Origin of the sequence: Pandoraea sp. LA3 (genome assembly GCF_022696215.1) — a bacterium.
GTDB lineage: Bacteria > Pseudomonadota > Gammaproteobacteria > Burkholderiales > Burkholderiaceae > Pandoraea > Pandoraea capi.
In genome coordinates, this window is sequence record NZ_PTPY01000038.1 from 610807 (window position 1) to 628776 (window position 17970).

General features: G+C 63.3%; 15 protein-coding genes. 5 read left to right on the forward strand and 10 right to left on the reverse strand.

Annotated elements, in window-relative coordinates; all coding sequences use genetic code 11:
- Positions 1 to 19 precede the first annotated feature (19 nt).
- The 3 genes from C5N93_RS25070 to C5N93_RS25080 form a co-directional block, all read right to left on the reverse strand.
- Entirely contained in the window at positions 20 to 949 is a 930-nt protein-coding gene (locus C5N93_RS25070; protein ID WP_242561371.1) for an ABC transporter permease, read from the reverse strand.
- Positions 950 to 959: 10 nt separating this feature from the next.
- Positions 960 to 2066, reverse strand: a complete 1107-nt coding sequence (locus C5N93_RS25075; protein WP_069344467.1) for an ABC transporter permease — start codon at positions 2064 to 2066, stop codon at positions 960 to 962.
- 93 nt (positions 2067 to 2159) lie between these two features.
- Positions 2160 to 3698: an ABC transporter ATP-binding protein gene (locus tag C5N93_RS25080; protein ID WP_242561372.1), complete on the reverse strand. Its 1539-nt coding sequence runs from the start codon at positions 3696 to 3698 to the stop codon at positions 2160 to 2162.
- A gap of 273 nt (positions 3699 to 3971) precedes the next feature.
- Between C5N93_RS25080 and C5N93_RS25085 the strand changes: the two genes are divergently transcribed.
- Positions 3972 to 4910, forward strand: a complete 939-nt coding sequence (locus C5N93_RS25085; protein WP_069344468.1) for a LysR substrate-binding domain-containing protein — start codon at positions 3972 to 3974, stop codon at positions 4908 to 4910.
- A 237-nt stretch (positions 4911 to 5147) separates the two neighbouring features.
- Here the strand turns inward: C5N93_RS25085 and C5N93_RS25090 are convergent, their stop codons facing one another.
- Complete coding sequence (locus tag C5N93_RS25090; protein WP_242561373.1) at positions 5148 to 6506, reverse strand: 8-oxoguanine deaminase; 1359 nt, start codon at positions 6504 to 6506, stop codon at positions 5148 to 5150.
- Complete coding sequence (locus tag C5N93_RS25095; RefSeq protein WP_281354632.1) at positions 6506 to 7867, reverse strand: nucleobase:cation symporter-2 family protein; 1362 nt, start codon at positions 7865 to 7867, stop codon at positions 6506 to 6508. Before C5N93_RS25095 ends, C5N93_RS25090 begins: the two co-directional genes overlap by 1 nt.
- 443 nt (positions 7868 to 8310) lie before the next feature.
- Here C5N93_RS25095 and uraH point away from each other — a divergent pair, with 443 nt between their 5' ends.
- The 3 genes from uraH to C5N93_RS25110 all read left to right on the forward strand — a co-directional run bounded on the left by uraH (position 8311) and on the right by C5N93_RS25110 (position 11777).
- Positions 8311 to 8661, forward strand: coding sequence for a hydroxyisourate hydrolase (gene uraH / locus C5N93_RS25100; RefSeq protein ID WP_242561374.1), 351 nt, complete (start codon positions 8311 to 8313; stop codon positions 8659 to 8661).
- Between the two features lie 40 nt (positions 8662 to 8701).
- Positions 8702 to 9907, forward strand: a complete 1206-nt coding sequence (locus tag C5N93_RS25105; protein ID WP_242561375.1) for a urate hydroxylase PuuD — start codon at positions 8702 to 8704, stop codon at positions 9905 to 9907.
- A 499-nt stretch (positions 9908 to 10406) separates the two neighbouring features.
- A complete protein-coding gene (locus C5N93_RS25110; RefSeq protein ID WP_242561376.1) occupies positions 10407 to 11777 on the forward strand; it encodes an MATE family efflux transporter in 1371 nt (456 codons plus the stop codon).
- 41 nt (positions 11778 to 11818) lie between these two features.
- On the opposite strand, the gene C5N93_RS25115 is transcribed toward C5N93_RS25110, so the two are convergent.
- From C5N93_RS25115 to C5N93_RS25135, 5 genes are all read right to left on the reverse strand, one after another.
- Complete coding sequence (locus C5N93_RS25115) at positions 11819 to 12667, reverse strand: proteasome-type protease (RefSeq protein ID WP_242561377.1); 849 nt, start codon at positions 12665 to 12667, stop codon at positions 11819 to 11821.
- A gap of 49 nt (positions 12668 to 12716) precedes the next feature.
- Entirely contained in the window at positions 12717 to 13523 is an 807-nt protein-coding gene (locus tag C5N93_RS25120) for a transglutaminase family protein (RefSeq protein ID WP_242561378.1), read from the reverse strand.
- 4 nt (positions 13524 to 13527) lie between these two features.
- Positions 13528 to 14535, reverse strand: a complete 1008-nt coding sequence (locus tag C5N93_RS25125) for an alpha-E domain-containing protein (RefSeq protein ID WP_150720032.1) — start codon at positions 14533 to 14535, stop codon at positions 13528 to 13530.
- 44 nt (positions 14536 to 14579) lie between these two features.
- On the reverse strand, positions 14580 to 16004 hold the full coding sequence (locus tag C5N93_RS25130) for a circularly permuted type 2 ATP-grasp protein (RefSeq protein ID WP_242561379.1): 1425 nt from the start codon (positions 16002 to 16004) through the stop codon (positions 14580 to 14582).
- Between the two features lie 380 nt (positions 16005 to 16384).
- A complete protein-coding gene (locus tag C5N93_RS25135; RefSeq protein ID WP_242561380.1) occupies positions 16385 to 17071 on the reverse strand; it encodes a glutathione S-transferase in 687 nt (228 codons plus the stop codon).
- Positions 17072 to 17186: 115 nt separating this feature from the next.
- Here C5N93_RS25135 and C5N93_RS25140 point away from each other — a divergent pair, with 115 nt between their 5' ends.
- Positions 17187 to 17768 carry a TetR/AcrR family transcriptional regulator gene (locus C5N93_RS25140; protein WP_242561381.1) on the forward strand — a complete coding sequence of 194 codons (582 nt, stop codon included), beginning with the start codon at positions 17187 to 17189 and terminating at the stop codon, positions 17766 to 17768.
- Positions 17769 to 17970 lie beyond the last annotated feature (202 nt).

A 17970-nucleotide genomic window follows, 5' to 3' on the forward strand; every position in this document is an offset into this window, starting at 1 on the left:
TCAGGCACCGTTGTCCCGCTCAGGATCCCGCAAAGAACGGCTTGCCAAGCGACGCCGGCGCATTCAGGCGAATCGTCTGACGATTGCGCGAAATGACCACCAGCACCACGATGGTCGCGAGATACGGCAGGCTTGCCAGCGCTTGCGACGGGATACGGATGCCCATCGCCTGTGCCTGAAATTGCAGCGCCATGACTACGCCGAACAGCAGCGCGCCGAGCGCCGTGCGCCCCGGCCGCCATGTGGCAAACACCACCAGCGCCAGCGCGATCCAGCCGCGTCCCGCCGTCAGATTCTCCTGCCACAGGCGCAGATAGCCCACGGAGTAATACGCTCCGGCCAGTCCCGACATCGCGCCGCCGAACAGCGTCGCGAGATAACGGATGCGCACCACCGGATAGCCGATGGCGTGCGCCACGGACGGCGCTTCTCCGATCGAGCGCAGCACCAGCCCGGCACGCGAGCGATAGAGGAACCATGCGATCGCCGCGAGCAGCGCGACCGAGAGGTAGCCCAGCGGGTTGAGCGAGAAAATCGACGGTCCCAGCACCGGTATCGAGGACAGCCCCGGAATCGGTATGTCGCGCAGCATCGGGATCGTGGCGTCGGTGTACGGACGACCGACGTAGGCCGACAGCCCAATGCCGAAGATCGTGAGCGCCAGCCCCGTGGCGACCTGATTGGCCATGAGCGAGAGCGTGAGCCACGCGAAGATGGCCGACATGGCGACGCCTGCCGCTACGCCCGCGAGTACGCCGAGCCACAGGCTCCCCGTCTGCACAGTGACGGCAAATGCACCGATGGCCCCCATGAGCATCGTGCCTTCCACGCCGAGGTTGAGCACCCCGGATTTTTCGGTCACCAGCTCACCGAGGGCGGCGAGCATCAGCGGGATGGCCGCAATCACGGCACTTGCGGCCAGCGGCGTGAGCAGATTGATCCAGTCCATGCCGCGCTCCTCAGGCGTCTCGCGTCAGCGCACGGGCGCGACGACGCAAGCGGTAGTTCACGAAAACATCGCAGCCCAGCAGGCTGAACAGCAGCAGCCCCTGAAACACGCCGCTGATGGCCTTGGGTAGCTGGAGCGACGTCTGCACCGCTTCGCCGCCCAGATACAGCAGCGCCATGAGCAGGCTCGCCAGCACGATGCCCACCGGATGCAGACGGCCGACGAACGCCACGATGATCGCCGTGAAGCCGTATCCGGGCGCCCACGTCGCCTGCAATTGACCGACCGGCCCGGCCACTTCACCCGTGCCCGCCAGTCCGGCTGCCGCCCCACCGATCAGCAGCGCCAGCCAGACGGCGCGCGGCTCGGAGTAACCTGCGTAGCGTGCCGCGAGCGGTGCCAGCCCGCCCACTTCCATCCGATAGCCCGCGAAGCTCTTGCGCATGAAGCACCAAGCCGCAGGCACGGCGATTACCGCCATGAAGACCGACGCGTTAAGGCGTGTGCCCCGCCACGCCGCCCAGTGCCAGTCGCCGAAGAAGCGCGGGAACAAGGCGTCACGGCTGAAGTTGATCGACTGCGGGAAGTTCATCCCGTGCGGGTCTTGCCACGGGCCGCTCACCAGATAGATCAGCAGTTGCGTAGCGACATACGTGAGCATCAGGCTCACCAGAATTTCGTTGGCGTTGAAACGCACGCGCAGCAGCGCCGGGATGGCTGCCCACAGCATGCCGCCGAGCGCCCCGGCGGCCATCATCAACGGCAGCAGCCACGGGCCGCCATGACCGTCGAAATGGATGGCGACGCCCGAGGCGAAAATCCCGCCGAGCAGCAGTTGCCCCTCCGCGCCGATGTTCCAGACGTTGGCGCGATAGCCGATGGCGAGCCCCAACGCGATCAGACACAACGGCGAGGCCTTGAGCAGCAACTCCGACCAGCCGTTCAGACTACTGATCGGCGCCAGAAAGAACGCCGCCATCGCCTGTGCAGGGTTCTTGCCGAGGAAGCTGAAGATGAGCACGCCGCCGGCGAGCGTAATGAGCGTGGCCACGAGCGGCATGGCAAGCCGCATGGTGCGCGAAGGACTCGGCCGAGGCTCAAGCGTGAAGTCGAACATGGTGTCTGGAAATCAATGAAAACGTTACGGTGACGGCGTCGGTGCGTGCGGTGTGGGCGTCATCGCCCGGCGCTGCCCCGATGACAAGGTGATTCAGGCCGCGCGCTCGCCGGGGCCGCCGGGGAACATTCCCGCCATCCACAGGCCGATCTCGCGCGCGTCGGTCTGCTCGGGCTTGCGCACAGGTGATAGACGCCCCTGTGCCAGCACCGTGATCCGGTCGCAAATCTCGAACAGTTCGTCAAGCTCTTCGGACAGCACCAGCACCGCGACGCCACGCGCCGACAGGTCCAGCAGTTGCTGACGGATGAAAGCGGCCGCCCCGACGTCCACGCCCCACGTCGGCTGCGCCACGACCAGCACGCGTGGCTCTTGCAGGATTTCGCGTCCGACGATGAATTTCTGCAAATTGCCGCCTGAGAGACTCTGCGCCGCCGCTTCCGGCCCGCCGGCCTTCACGTTGAAGCGCTCGATGCAGAGCGAAGCGAACTTGCGTAACGTGCCGCGACGAATCCATCCGCCGCGCAGCAGCCCGAGGTGTGCCGTGCCGGACGCACCCAGCAATGCATTGTCCGTGAGCGACATGCTGGGCACCGCGCCGCGCCCCAGACGCTCTTCCGGCACGAACGCCAGTCCGAGACGTCGGCGCGTGGCCGCCCCCATGCGCCCCACGGCACGGTCGTGCAGCGCAATGGCGTCGGCATGCGGCGCGCGCGTCTCACCGGAAAGCGCGGCCAGCAGTTCGGCCTGCCCATTGCCGGAGACGCCGGCAATGCCGACGATCTCCCCTGCGTGCACGTCGAGATTGATGTCATGCAGCGAGGTGCCGAACGGATCGTCACTCGTCATCGACAACCGGCGCAGCGACAACAGCACGTCGCCCGGCTGATGGGCGCGACGCTCGATCTGCGGGAGCGCCCTCCCGATCATCATCTGCGCGAGCGTCTCGGCCGTTTCCTCTCGTGGCACGGCGTGCCCCGAGACACGGCCGCCGCGCAGCACGGTCGCGCGGTCGCAGAGATCGCGGATTTCGTCGAGCTTGTGACTGATATAGACGATGCTGCACCCTTCGGCGGCCAGCCGCCGCAGCGTCGTGAAGAGTTTCTGCACAGCCTGCGGCGTGAGCACCGACGTCGGCTCGTCCATGATGAGCAGGCGCGGATTCTGTAACAGACAGCGCACGATCTCCACGCGCTGACGCTCGCCGACGGACAGACTGTGCACATGACGCGCCGGGTCCACTTCCAGCCCGTATTGCGTCGATACCTCGCGAATACGATGAGAGAGCGCCTTCAAATCGTGACCGGCGTCGTCGAGTGCGAGCGAGATGTTCTCCGTGACGGTCAGCGTCTCGAACAACGAGAAATGCTGGAACACCATGCCGATGCCGAGCTTGCGCGCCGCCGCCGGACTGTCGATGCTCACCGGTTGCCCTTCCCAGCGGATGTCTCCGGCGTCAGGGCGTACGGCACCGTAGATGATCTTCATCAACGTGCTCTTGCCTGCTCCGTTCTCGCCGAGTACGGCGTGGATCTCGCCGGGTAATACGTTCAACGCGATGTCGTCGTTGGCCACCACGCTCGGATAGCGTTTGGTGATGCCGGTCAGCGCCAGACGTGGCGTCGCTTGCATGGAAAGGGTCACGGGCGGAGTCAAAGAGGTCTGAGATGCCCCAAGTTGCGCCGGGTTGTGGATGGGGCGGTCCGAAAATACCCAATTCGCGAAGAAATGTCGAGCGTGTGTCAATAACACGGCATCTAAGGCCGCCTGACTCACGACAAACGAGCGGACAACCGTCTATTTTGGTGATAGGGGCTTTCCGCTATAGAGCCGTGCGACCTTGTCCTTCATAATGATTTCCTTATGCACTACAGGGTCCGACATATTCGGATCGTTATATTTCTCATGAGCCAAAACCGCGAACCGATTGACACTTATTTGCTGCGCGTTCTTCATACCCTGTTGATCGAGCGCAGCGTGACGCGTGCGGCCGTCAAACTGAATCAATCGCAGCCGGCCATCAGCGCGGCGCTGCGTCGTTTGCGCGACATCACCGGCGATCCCCTGCTGGTGCGCGGTAAATCGGGCATGGTGCCCACGGAGTACGGTCAGTCGCTGCTGGAGCCGACCCAGAACGCGCTGCGCGAAATCGAGCGCATCACGGTGCAGCAATCGAATTTCGACCCGGCCACGACGGTACGCACCTTTCGCATCGGCTCGCCCGACTATCTGAATACGCTGTTCGTGCCGACGGTCGTGGAGCGCTTCCGTCAGCAAGCGCCCAATGCGCAACTGGAACTGCATTCGCTCGGACCGGCATTCGATTACGAGCATGCGCTCGAAGACGGCAAGGTCGATATCGTCATCGGCAACTGGCCCGAGCCCCCCGAACAGCTCCACCTCTCGAATCTTTTCGTCGACCAGATCGTGTGTCTGGTGCGCAACACGCATCCGTATGCGAAACGCGGCCTGACGCTGGAACAGTATCTCGGCAGCCCGCACCTCGCGCCCACGCCCTACTCCGTCGCACAACGCGGCGCCATCGACATGCACCTCGCGCGCGAGCGTCTCAAGCGCAACGTGGTCGTGACGATTCCGTACTTCAACCTCGCGCCGTACGTGTTGCTGAAATCCGATTTGATTTTTACGACGACGCGCCTGTTTGCCGACCATTACGCGGAATTCCTGCCGCTCACGGTCCTCGAAGCGCCCATCGACTTCCCGCCGATGCAGTATTACCAGTTGTGGCACGAACGCACGCACTACTCGGACGAAGTGCGCTGGCTGCGCAGCGTGATCTCCGACGCGACGCGCACGTTGCTGGAATCCCGCACGCTACCGTAACGTCGGCGGCGCCCACGAGCGGGCGTCGGTCCTGTAGCGGCCCTCTATCGCCCCTGCATCGGCCTTGCACCGACCTTATATCGCCCGCCGCCGGTTTTACCGGCGGAGCGGCCCCCACCGCCCCGCCGAACCGCATGGCAGCGCTCCCCATGCACAGGAGCGCCACCCCCGACTTCCCGCCTGCCCATTGCCACGCTCGGCCGCACACCATGAATATGCGGCCGGAGTGGCAACGCCTTATCGGGAAGCCTCGGCCAGTTGCCGCGCCAGCACGTTGTGACGCGTGACGAGCGACGGCAGGTCGAGCGTCTCCAGACGCCCTTCGCGCACCACCACCCGTCCGTTCACCACGCTGTACGCAGCTTGTCCAGGATTACAGAAGACGAGCGCCGCCACCGGGTCGTGCAGACCGCCCGCCATGCCGACACCCCGCGTGTCGAACGCCACGAAGTCGGCCGCCATCCCTTCGGCAAGCACGCCGATGTCGTCACGACCCAGCACCCGCGCGCCGCCCACGGTGGCGATCTCCAGCGCCTCTCGCGCCGTCATGGCGCTCGGGCCGAAGCCCACGCGTTGCAGCAGCAAGGCCTGACGCGCTTCGTTGATCATGCTGGCGGCGTCGTTCGATGCCGAACCGTCTACGCCAAGCCCGACCGGCACGCCAGCGTCGCGCATGCGGCGAATCGGCGCGATGCCCGAGGCCAGCCGCATGTTCGAGCACGGGCAATGCGCCACGCCGGTGCCCGTCTTCGCGAAGAGCGCTATCCCGGCGTCGTCCAGTTGAACGCAGTGGGCGTGCCAGACGTCATGACCGACCCACCCCAGATCCTGCGCGTACTCGGCAGGCGTCATGCCGAACTTCTCGCGGCTGTACGCGATGTCGTTGACGTTCTCCGCCAGATGGGTGTGCAGCGACACGCCGAAGTGACGCGCCATCTCCGCCGACTCGCGCATCAGATCGCGGCTCACCGAGAACGGCGAGCAAGGCGCAACAACCACGCGCAGCATCGCGTAGCGGCCTGCATCGTGATACGTCTCGATGAGCCGCTGCGTGTCCTTGAGAATGTCCGCCTCGCGCTCGACCACGCGATCGGGCGGCAATCCGCCCTGACTCTGGCCGACGCTCATGCTCCCCCGGCTCGCGTGAAACCGCATGCCGATCTCGGCAGCCGCTTCGATGCTGTCGTCGAGCTTGCAGCCGTTCGGGTAGATGTAGAGATGGTCGCTCGACGTCGTGCATCCCGAGAGCAGCAGCTCGGCCATCGCGGTCTTCGTCGAGACGCGAATCATCTCCGGCGTGAGGTTCGCCCACACCGGGTAGAGGTTCGTCAGCCAATTGAAGAGTTCGCCGTCCTGCGCGGCCGGAATGGCGCGCGTGAGGCTCTGGTACATATGGTGATGCGTGTTGACCAGACCGGGAATGACGACGTGGCCGCTGAGATCGAGCACCTCGTCCGCCGTCGACGGCAGCGTATCGCTGGTGCCCACGGCCACGATCCGGTTGTCCTCCACGTACAGTCCGCCGCGGGCGATCTCGCGCCGACCGGCGTCCATCGTGACAAGTACCTCGGCATTCTTGACGAGCAGCGTTTTCATCAGTGCGCCTCCAGCCCCATGCCCGAACCGTTCTTCTCGCCATGGCCGTCGACCGCCGGGGCTTTGAAGCCGTTGAAGTAGGCGTTCAGAATCACGGCCGACAGCGTGGCGAGCAGAATCCCGCTGTGCAGCAACGGGGCGAGTTGCTCCGGCATCTTCGCGAAGAACTTGTTCGACGCCACCGGAATCATCGCCATACCGATGCTGATCGCTACGATATACAGGTTGTAGCGGTTATGCGAGTAGTCGACCTTGGACAGGATCTTGATGCCCGTGGCGAGCACCATGCCGAACATGACCACACCGGCGCCCCCCAGCACGAACTGCGGAATGGAGGCCACGACCACCGACATCTTCGGAATCAGACCGAACACCAGCAGAATGACGCCGGCAGCGGCACACACCCAGCGGCTCTTCACGCCGGTCACGCCGACCAGACCGATGTTCTGCGAGAACGACGTGTGCGGGAAGGTGTTGAACAGGCCACCGATCACCGTCGCCACACCATCGACACGCAAGCCTGCCACCAGCGCCTTCTCGTCGACCGGCTTGCCGACGATCTCGCCCAGCGCCAGGAACATGCCCGTCGATTCGATGAACGTAATCAGAATCACGATGGTGAGCGTGACGATGGCCCACGGATCGAACACCGGCATGCCGAAATGGAACGGCAGCACGATATCGAACCATTTCACCTGGTCGAGGCCGTCGAAACTCACCTTGTGCAGCATCAACGCGATCACGAAGCCGAACAGAATGCCGAGCAGCACGGCGATATTCGAGAAGAAGCCCTTCACGAAACGCGTGACCAGCAAGATGAAGATGAGCACCGCGAACGACACGCCGAGGTAGACCGGATCGCCGTAGTCGGGGTTGCCCACGCCGCCGGCCGCCCAGTTGATGCCCACGCCGATGATCGTCAGACCGATGGACGTAATGACGATACCCGTCACGATCGGCGGGAAGAAGCGCAGCAGCTTGCCGACGAGCGGCGCGATCAGCGTGCCGATGATGCCCGACGCGATCGTTGCCCCGAAGATACCGGGTAGCCCGAGGGAGGGATTGGTGCCGATGGCGAGCATCGGACCGACGGCCGCGAACGTCACGGCCATGATGACGGGCATGCGAATCCCGAAACGTCCCACGCCGACACTCTGAATCAACGTAGCGATACCGCAGCACATCAGATCGGCCGAAATCAGGAACGCAATCTGATCCTTCGGCAGCCCGAGGGCACCGCCGATGATGAGCGGCACGGCCACCGCCCCTGCGTACATCACCAAAACATGTTGCAGGCCCAGCATGAACAATTTTCCGATCGGCAGTCGCTCGTCGACCGGATCCACGGCATTGGTTGTCACACTCATTGCGTCTCCGTCCCTCGGGGGGCTGTTTGATGTCTATTTTTAGGGTGACTCAATGGTGCAGGTCGACGCCTTTTGCGGCAAGACCACCCGGGGCTATAGTGTTTTTTTCATGGAACGTATGCATGAATGCTTATCTTGCGTCTCGGGTTTTCCCCAAGCACGCACGTCGCCATTGGGCTTTCCGGGCGAGTCGTCTCCTGTCGCGATAACACGTCATACGATTGGCGTTATATCCGGGATAACGGAATCAAATAGTGGTCCAAAAAATCCCATTTCCGGTGCATACGACATACGCTGAAGACGTCGGCATGCCATATTGATGCGCATCACCTTTTTGTCTGACGTGACAGGGTATGTGCGCGTTTTTATCTTTGTTATTGCGCGCGTTGCCCCGCCGCCATCTCCCTACAATGCACCCATCCATCACAGGAGACATCATGGGACGACTGACTACCCACGTACTAGATACATCGCACGGCAAACCCGGCGCGGGCATCCGTGTCGAGTTGTGGCGTGTGGACGGCGAGCGCCGTTCGCTGCGCGACGTGCTGACCAATGCCGACGGCCGTTGCGACAAGCCGTTGCTCGAAGGCGAGGAATTCGTCGCGGGCGAATACGAACTTGTGTTCCATGCCGGCGATTACTTTGCCGCGCAAGGCGTTGACGTACCCACGCCGCGCTTCGTCGATCGCGTGGTGCTGCGTTTTGGCATCGCGGCGCCTTCGCAGCATTACCACGTGCCCCTTCTGGTGTCGCCGTGGAGCTTTTCTACGTATCGCGGTAGCTAAATCGCGAACGTGAATGTCAGGCAGTTGAGGAGAACATAAGATGGAAGCGTTTATTACCGACTGGGTCAATCTGTTGCTGCGCTGGCTGCATGTGGTCGCGGCCATCGCCTGGATTGGCGAGTCGTTCTATTTCGTGATGCTGGACAACGGTCTGAAGCCGCCCAAGGCAGCCGAAGACAGGCAAAAGGGTGTGTTCGGCGAAATGTGGTCGGTGCACGGCGGTGGTTTCTACCACGCGCAGAAGTACCTGAACTCGCCGCCGCAGATGCCGGAAGACCTGCACTGGTCCAAGTGGAAGTCGTACACCACGTGGCTGTCGGGCTTCGCCCTGTTCTGCGTGCTGTATCTGCTGCAACCGCAGACGTATCTCATCGACAAGAACGTGATGGACCTGCAACCGAATCAGGCGGTGGGCCTCGCGGTGGCCTTCCTGATCGGAGGCTGGTTCGTCTACGACTTCCTGTGCCGCGCACTGGGCAAGAACGAGCGCGTGCTGGGTGTCGCCGTGGCCCTGTTCGTGGTCGCCGCCACGTACGCCACCACGCATATCTTCGCCGGACGTGCCGCGTTCCTGATCGTGGGCGCGATGATGGCCACGTCGATGTCGGCCAACGTGTTTTTCTGGATCATTCCGGGACAGCGCAAGAGCGTGGACGCCCTGTCGAAAGGCGAAGTCCCGAACCCAATCTGGGGCAAGCTCGGCAAGCAACGCTCGGTGCACAACACGTATTTCACGCTGCCGGTCGTGTTCATCATGATCAGCAACCACTACGCGTTCACGTACAGCAATCCGTACAACTGGGTGATCCTCACGATCATCATGGCCGCAGGCGCGATGATTCGTCAGTTCTTCGTGCTGCGTCACGCCGGCAAGAATCTGTACGCCCTGCCCGTGGCCGGCGCCGCCCTGCTCGCAGGCGTTGCCGTGTTCGCCGCACCGAAGCCCGCGCCGGCGCCGGTCGCCGGGGCGCACGGTGAGGCCGCCGCACCGGCCGTGAAGCTCTCGGAGATTCAACCGATCCTCACGCAACGTTGCGCCACCTGCCACTCGGCCAAGCCGACCATGATGGGCAGCGCACCGGCCGGGGTAATGCTCGACACACCTGCGGAAATTTCACAGAACGCCCAACGGATCTATCAGCAATCCGTGGCGCTCAAGTCGATGCCGCTGGGCAACGTGACGCAAATGACCGACGAAGAACGTCAGAAGATCGCCGCGTGGTTCAACGGCGGCGCGCAGCAGTAACACGGCAGCGCCAACGTTCACAGACTTTCTTGCTGGACCCATGTTGGGGCGCTTAGGCGCCCCTTTTTTATGCAGGGGAACTCCTGCGCCTGCCATCGGTCTGTCTCTAGCGCCCGGCAGTCCGGGCGTGACGTTTTCGCGAGAATCACGACGCCAATACCGGCGACACCTTCCCACGACGTCAAACGACCGGCGCGATGCCCCAACGCAGGCGCGTCAAGTGCGAGACCCTATGAATTTCCTCCTGTTTTCCGATTCCCGACAAGGCGTCGTCTGGGTGCATCTGCACCAGGCGATGTTCCCTCCGTCCGTCTGACTGCCTCGCTGGCGTTCTCCTTGCTTCCGGTAAGGGGCGATGTCGTTGCGGGGCGGAGCGCTTACGCCATCGCTTGCGCGTGAGCGACAACACTCCCCATTCCGAAGTCTCTGAAGTCTTTGATGTGCAAGCCACGGTGAGCCGCGTCCCGACACGACGCGGTGCGAAGTCATCGGGGGGACCATGTCTCTTTCCACGTCTACCAATTCATGCAACACCTCGCAGGGCGCAAGGACATCCCTGCTCAAGGAATTCACCTCGCTCGCCGTCCCGACGATCCTTTCCGGCTGGGTCTACACGGTCTATACGCTGATCGACGGGATCTTCATCGGCCGCTACGTCGGCCAGCAGGCGCTCGCCGCGCTGAACCTGGTCGTGCCGCTGCTCTACGTGCCGTATGCCATCAGCGTGATGGTCGGCGTGGGCGGCGCCACGCTCATTGCCCGTCTGCTCGGTGAACAACGCGTCAGCGAAGCGCAGCGCGCGTTTTCGCAAGTGCTGTGGGTCATGCTCGCGGCGGGTATCGCGATGAGCATCGGCGTGCTCGTCTTCAAGCACGAAATCGCTGCGGCGCTCGGGGCGCAAGGCGCGATCACTGCGGACGTCGTGGCCTATCTGTCCGGCTGGGGCTGGTTCGTGCTGTTCGCCAATGGTCTTTACGCCATGGAGTTGTTCCTGCGCGTCGAGGGTGCACCGGCTGCCCGTTTCGGGTTGTACGCGATGTTCCTCGGCGCACTCGCCAACGTGGGGCTCGATTACTGGTTTATCGTCGTTCGCGGGATGGGGATGTACGGCGCGTCGCTGGCGACCGGGTTGTCGATGATGGTGTCGAGCAGCGTCATGCTCGCCTATCACTTCGTGCTGGCGAAGCAGGTCGTGCCCGCGCGCCGCGCGTTCGGCCACGGGGAAACCCATGTGTGGCGGGCGATGTACAACGGGGCGTCGGAGTTTCTCGGCGCGATCGCACCGGCGGTGACGGTGTTCGTCTTCAACCGCGTCATTCTGACGAACTTCGGTGAGCCCGGTCTCGCGGCCTATGCGATTCTCGAGTACATGACGCTCGGGGCCACGGTCACGATGGTCGCGCTGGTGCAGAGCATGCAGCCGATGATCAGCTTCTACCGCGGCGCGGGCGACGTGAAGGCGCTTCAGGGATCGTTCCGTCTGGGCGTGATCGCGGTGATGGGCTTCTCATTGCTCGTCGCCGTCGCCATGGCCACACTGGCGCGCCCGCTCACGTTTCTGTTCCTGCCGGCAGGCGGCGAGGCCTGGTCGATTCTGGAGCACGCGGTGCTCTGGTATGCACTGGCGTTCTTGCCGGCCGCCGGTAATCTGATCGTGGCCGGTTACCTGACGGCCGTCGAAGCGCCGGGGCCATCGGCCGCCATTGCCATGCTGCGTAGCTGGATCCTGCTGCTCGGCATTCTCTGGGGGCTCGATGCGCTGCTTGGCGGCGACGCCATCTGGTACACCCTGCTGGCCACGGAAGCCGTCACGCTCGCGGTCAGCGCATGGCTGTACCGCAAGCAGCATCGCGTGCCCAGCCACGCCTGAGACTCCGGGCGGCGCAATGCCGCCCGTCTCGCATCGTCCGATCAGGACGGCATCTTGAGCGACACCGTTTGTGCCAGTGACTGAAGGCTGCCCGCCTCGTCCGCACCGGGCATGCCTTCGGGCGGCTCGGCGCGCGGCGGCAGCGATGCCGGCACGCTCACCACGCTGCTCGTCGCCCACTGCGGCTCCGGCAATTCGTCGAACACCTGGCGCAAGCGCGAGCCCCACGTATCGTGAATCATCTTGTAGTAGACGTTCTCGTCGTCGAGCGAGGCGAAGCGCGTCACGCGCAAGCTATCTTCTTCGTAGACGAGCAAGTCGAGCGGCAGACCGACGGACACGTTGGAGCGCAGCGTCGAATCCATCGAGATGAGCGCGCACTTGGCGCCGTCGTCGAGGGATGTCGCGGGCGTCACGAGCCGGTCGATGATCGGTTTGCCGTACTTCGACTCACCGATCTGGAAGTACGGATTGACGGACGACGCTTCGATGAAGTTGCCCGCTGAGTACAACTGGAACAGACGGCTCTTCGCCCCGGCGATCTGCCCGCCGAGCAAGAAGCTGCAATTGAAGTCGACGCCGAAGGCTTCGAGCGATTTGGCATCACGTGCGTAGACGTCGCGAATCGCTTGTCCGACCACGCGGGCCACGTCGCCCATGGACTTGGCGGTCCACAACGTCTCGGCATCGCGGGCATCCACAAGCTGCTGACGCACGGCTTGCGTGAGCGCGAGATTTCCTGCGGAGAGCAGCACGATCACACGTTCGCCCGGACGCTCGAAGACGAGCATCTTGCGGAAGGTGCTCACGTGATCGACCCCCGCATTGGTACGGGTGTCGGAGAGAAAGACCAGCCCGGCATCGAGCTTCATGGCCACGCAATACGTCATGTCGTTCCTGTCTTGCCGTGCGAGGCGCGCCGCCTCGTCACGCGAAAAGCTATTGTTGTTGTTCCGGCGGCACGGTGTCGACACTCACCGACACGTGCAACGCCTCGCTCGCCCCGCCGCTGCGCATGCCTCTGACGGGCGCCGCAGATTCGTAATCGCGGCCGACCGCCAGACGACAGTAGTTGCCGCTGGCAAAGCAGGCGTGGGTGACGTCGATGCTCACCCAGCCGCTGCCATCCACCCACACGTCGACCCACGCGTGGCTTGCCGCATGCGGCACGTCGCCCGGATCGATGTAGCCGCTGACGTATCGCGCAGGCACGCCACGCGCGCGGCATACGGCCAGCATCAGATGCGCGTGGTCCTGGCAGACGCCTCGCCCCAGCGTCAGCGCCTGCGCGGCGGTGCTGGTCACGGCGGTGATCCCCGACTCGTAGTCGACCTGTTCGCAAATGGAGGCCGCCAGCGCGAGCAGGTCGCCCGGCGTGGTCACCCCGGCGTCGGCGGCGAGCGCATCGATTCCGTCGCTGCGCCCGGTGAGCGGCGTTGGGCTGGCGAAGCATAACACCGGTACGGCGTGACTCGTCTCACCGAGCTTGCCGTCGACGAGCGGCGTGGTCTCGACCTCCCCCTCGGCCAGCAGATGGATCTCGTCGTGCGGCTGGTGCAGCACGAGCGTATGCATGTCGTTACCGAACGCGTCGCGCGCGGCGGTGAGTTTGCCTGGCGCACTCAACCGCCATTGCACGATGCGTTGCACTTCGGACGCCGTCGGCGTCAGCCGAAGCTGCTGGATGGTGTAGCGCACCGGCGTGTCGTAGCGGTAGGTGGTCTCGTGACGGATGATCAGGCGCATGGCATCAGGCGGCGAGCGGGATCAGGAATGTCTGGCTGATCTTGTTGCCGAGCACGGACACGCGCTCGAGAAACTCGGTCAGGACGGGGTGCAGGCCTTGCTGCTGTATCTGCTGGATGTCGGCGTATTTGAGGTCTGCCTGAAGTTTACCGGCATAACGCTCGACGTCGCCGGACTGTGCATTGGAGAGCGTGGCAAGGTTTTCGCACACGCCGTTGAGCGAGGCCAGCAACGAGCGCGGCATGTGGGCGTTGAGCATGAGCAGTTCGACGACACGCTCCGGCGTGATCACGTCACGGTAGACCTTGCGATAGATCTCGAACCCCGACACGCTGCGCAGCACGGCAGACCAGTAGTAGAAGTCCGTGGGATGCGAGGCGTCCGGCCCGGCCTTGTCGGCACGCACGGCCTCATGAAAGCGCACGTCGAGAATCCGTGCGGTGTTATCGGCACGCTCCAGGAAGAGCCCCAGACGCGTGAAGTAGAACGCATCGTCCTGGAACAGCGTACCGAAGCTCACGCCGCGCGAGAGATGCGAGCGCACCTTGACCCACTCGAACAGATGCGCCGGGTCGCGCTCCAGGAGGTCGAGCATGCGCGGGAATTCCAGCCAGGTGCTGTTGACGGTCTCCCACAGTTCGGTCGTCAGGGTGCCGCGCACGGCACGCGCGTTCTCGCGGGCGGCGGCCAGACAGCAGGCGATGCTCGACGGGTTGTCGCGATCGCGCACCACGAAGTCGAGCACGTTCGCACGTGTGGCGCGCGCGTGTTTGCGGTTGAACGCCGGCTCAAGCTCGGAGATACGCAACGTGGCGCGCCACCCGGCTTCGTTGTCGATGCCGCCGGCAAGCGCATGTGCCAAATCGGTATCGTCTTCGTCGTCGAGATTGTCGATGGCGTCTTGCGGCAGCAACAGGTTTTGCAGATTGACGTCGAGCAGGCGCGCGGTGTTCTCGGCGCGCTCCATATAGCGGGCCATCCAGAACAGGTGGTCGGCGGTACGGCTGAGCATGATCTCTTCCCGATAAGTTGTCTTCTGTCTCTGGCGAACGCCGCTTACTTCTCGAGGACCCAGGTGTCTTTCGTCCCCCCGCCCTGCGAGGAATTGACGACGAGCGACCCTTCGGTGAGCGCCACGCGCGTGAGACCGCCCGGCACCATGGTCACGCCCTTGCCCGACGACAGCACGAACGGCCGCAGGTCGATGTGGCGCGGGGCGATACCGGCGTCGACGAAAGTCGGGCACGCGGAGAGTGCCAACGTGGGTTGCGCGATGTAGCCGTCGGGTTTGGCAATCAGCCGTTGCCGGAACGCTTCGATTTCGGCCTTGGTGGACGCCGGCCCGACCAGCATGCCGTATCCGCCCGCCCCGTGGACTTCCTTGACGACGAGTTCGCCGAGGTTGTCGAGCGTGTAGGCCAGATCGTCGGCACGACGGCACTGATACGTCGGCACGTTGTTCAGGATGGGTTTCTCTCCGAGGTAGAACTCGATCATGTCGGGCACGAACGGGTAGATGGACTTGTCGTCCGCCACGCCGGTCCCGATGGCGTTGGCGAGCGTCACGCGCCCTGCCCGGTAGACGCTCAGCAATCCGGGCACGCCCAGCGTCGAGTCAGCGCGAAACGCGAGCGGGTCGAGGAAGTCGTCGTCGATACGGCGATAAATGACGTCGACCCGCTTGGGACCGTTGGTGGTGCGCATGTAGACGAGGTTGTCTTCGACGAAGAGGTCCTGCCCCTCCACGAGTTCGATCCCCATTTGCTGGGCGAGGAACGCGTGTTCGAAGTACGCCGAGTTGTAGATGCCCGGCGTCATCACGACGACGGTAGGATCGTCGACCCCCATCGGCGCCACGGCCCGCAAGCTGTCCAGCAACAGATCGGGATAATGTTCGACCGGCGCGATGCGGTTTCTCGCGAACAGCTCGGGGAACAACCGCATCATCATCTTGCGGTTTTCCAGCATGTACGAGACGCCGGACGGCACTCTCAGGTTGTCCTCCAGCACGTAGAACACGCCGTCGTCCCCTGTGCCTGCCCGAACGACGTCGACACCGGCGATGTGCGAGTAGATGTCGCCCGGCACGTCGACGCCCTGCATCTCGGGGCGATACTGCGCATTCTTCAGCACCTGCTCCGCTGGAATGACGCCCGCGCGCAGGATGTTCTGGTCGTGGTAGACGTCGTGGATGAATTTGTTCAGCGCTTCGACGCGCTGCCGCAGACCGGTCTGCAAGGTCTGCCACTCATGGGCAGGGATAATTCTCGGGATGAGATCGAACGGGATGAGGCGCTCGGTTCCCGCTTCATTGCCGTAGACAGCAAATGTGATGCCGACGCGCCGGAACGCCAGATCGGCCTCAGCTCGCTTATGGTGCAAGACATCGTCGGGCTGGCATTTCAGCCAGTCGTCGAACCGCCGGTAGTGCGAACGCGTCGCACCCGTGATGCTCGCCATCTCGTTATAGCTCTCGACCATACGCTTCTCCGCAGATTGCTGTGTCGAGATCGAGCAATATCCATGCCCGAGCTGTTTTTCCGCTTTTTTGACTCACCACGCACGATTTCGGTGCGGCACCTCTTCAGCCACGCCGATGCACCCGTTATGCGCGCCCGCCGCACCCTTTGGTGACGATAAAAATGCACCACGACGGTGTTTCGGCGATGGTTGGAGTATAGGAGTTGGTTTTTCTCCGTGGCGCGTGTGTTTACCCCGCTTGCTTATCGGCACTCACGCGCCCCCCACTCGACACGCATGCGGCATCCACGCTGGTTGCGGTGGGACGGGCATGCGCCCGTTCACGCACCTCCCGTCCCGACACTGCCCTCATCCGCAAACGGCGAACGCCCGGGGGATCACTACCCCGCAAACGCCGGCTGATGACGCACGCTCGGGCGCGCCCTCACCCGTTCATGCCACGCCTTCAGTGCCTTGCAGGTTTCCGGCACTTCGACCTTGACGTAGGACGCGAAGAGCAGCCCCGCAATTACCGTGATATCCGCCATGGAGAATTCGTCACCCGCGATATATGCCTGCGTTTCCAGGAGATCGTTGAAGTACTGCATGCCCCGCTCGGCTTTCTCGCGCTGGCGAATACCCCACTCCTCGTTCTGGTACAGCTCCACGTCCGGCCCCAACCCCGGCGTCGCATGATGGAAATAAACGCTGATCGGATCGAGTAACTCCAGCTCGGCGCGCTTGTTCATCATGTGGATCTTCGCCCGGGTCAACGGCGTGTTGCCCGTCAATGTCGGGGAGCCGTCCAGCCAGTCGAGATATTCGGTAATGGCCGTGCATTCTGCGATGTACGTGCCATCGCGCAGTTGGAGCACGGGTACCGTGCCGGAGTAGTTCTTCTCCGCCATGAATGCCGGTCGCTTGTGATCCCCCTTGTAAAGATCCACGAGTTCGAACTTCACTCGTGGCTCCATTGCTTTCTCTGCCAGGGCAATCCGCACGCGCGTTGGATACGGTCCCCTCGGAAAGTCGTAAATCGCCATGTCCGCCAAGGTTTCGTCGTTGGAACTGGTGCTCTTGAGATTCATGCTCTGCCCTCTGCGCAGTGTGTTGATGAAAACTACCTAACGTTCGTTAGGTTAACGATAGAGGGTATAATCTCTGGCGTCAATGGGCTTTTCAACTTTCGGAGTATTCAGGGAAATGGTGGGGACGACCGATTCGGGCTTGAGTTCGAAGGAACGCATTCTGCTGGCCGCGACCCAGATCGCTCAGGCCCACGGGTACAACGGCCTGAATTTCCGGGATCTCGCCTCCGCCGTCGGCATCAAGGCGGCCAGCATCTATCACCACTTCGAAAGCAAAGCCGATCTGGGAGCCGCCGTCGCCCGACGCTACTGGGAAGACACTGCCGCCAATCTAGATGCGATCTACGCACGGTCCGGCGATCCCGTCGAATGCCTCAGACAATATCCCGGCACGTTCCGCAAGGCGCTGGAGCGCGACAATCGCATCTGCCTCGGCAGCTTCATGGCTGCAGAGTCGGACGATCTGCCCGATATCGTGCTACGGGAAGTGATGACGTTTGCCGATGTGAATGTGACATGGCTCGCCCGGATGCTGCGCGAAGCCTCGCTCGTCGCCCCCGACCAAAGCGAAGGACGAGCACGTGCTATCTACGCCGCGATTGCCGGCGCACAATTGATCGCGCGTAGTCGCTCAGACATCGCGGTCTACGATCACCTCATCGAGAGCTATCGCGCCGCAGGATTGCTGCCAGCATGAGACCTCGGCGCAGTAGCGTCGACGTATTTTTCTTTTCTTCTGCTAGTGATACGGGGTGAACACCCCCCGCCTGACGGGCCGGAGCCCCTTTCCGCCGCTCAGACATAAACCCAACTCGCTGCAGAAAGGGGCCCCGGCCCGTCTCCCTCCCCGCCCTCAGTGCCTCCACCGAAACCGCCCGCTTCCCGCGCTCTGTTTCCGC

Coding starts and splice junctions, on each gene's coding strand:
- C5N93_RS25075 (WP_069344467.1), bottom strand. CDS start 2,066: ATGTTCGACTTCACGCTTGAGCCTCGGCCGAGTCCTTCGCGCACCATG.
- C5N93_RS25115 (WP_242561377.1), bottom strand. CDS start 12,667: ATGACGTATTGCGTGGCCATGAAGCTCGATGCCGGGCTGGTCTTTCTC.
- C5N93_RS25090 (WP_242561373.1), bottom strand. CDS start 6,506: ATGAAAACGCTGCTCGTCAAGAATGCCGAGGTACTTGTCACGATGGAC.
- C5N93_RS25130 (WP_242561379.1), bottom strand. CDS start 16,004: ATGGTCGAGAGCTATAACGAGATGGCGAGCATCACGGGTGCGACGCGT.
- C5N93_RS25085 (WP_069344468.1), top strand. CDS start 3,972: ATGAGCCAAAACCGCGAACCGATTGACACTTATTTGCTGCGCGTTCTT.
- C5N93_RS25120 (WP_242561378.1), bottom strand. CDS start 13,523: ATGCGCCTGATCATCCGTCACGAGACCACCTACCGCTACGACACGCCG.
- C5N93_RS25070 (WP_242561371.1), bottom strand. CDS start 949: ATGGACTGGATCAATCTGCTCACGCCGCTGGCCGCAAGTGCCGTGATT.
- uraH (WP_242561374.1), top strand. CDS start 8,311: ATGGGACGACTGACTACCCACGTACTAGATACATCGCACGGCAAACCC.
- C5N93_RS25080 (WP_242561372.1), bottom strand. CDS start 3,698: ATGCAAGCGACGCCACGTCTGGCGCTGACCGGCATCACCAAACGCTAT.
- C5N93_RS25140 (WP_242561381.1), top strand. CDS start 17,187: ATGGTGGGGACGACCGATTCGGGCTTGAGTTCGAAGGAACGCATTCTG.
- C5N93_RS25125 (WP_150720032.1), bottom strand. CDS start 14,535: ATGCTCAGCCGTACCGCCGACCACCTGTTCTGGATGGCCCGCTATATG.
- C5N93_RS25110 (WP_242561376.1), top strand. CDS start 10,407: ATGTCTCTTTCCACGTCTACCAATTCATGCAACACCTCGCAGGGCGCA.
- C5N93_RS25135 (WP_242561380.1), bottom strand. CDS start 17,071: ATGAATCTCAAGAGCACCAGTTCCAACGACGAAACCTTGGCGGACATG.
- C5N93_RS25105 (WP_242561375.1), top strand. CDS start 8,702: ATGGAAGCGTTTATTACCGACTGGGTCAATCTGTTGCTGCGCTGGCTG.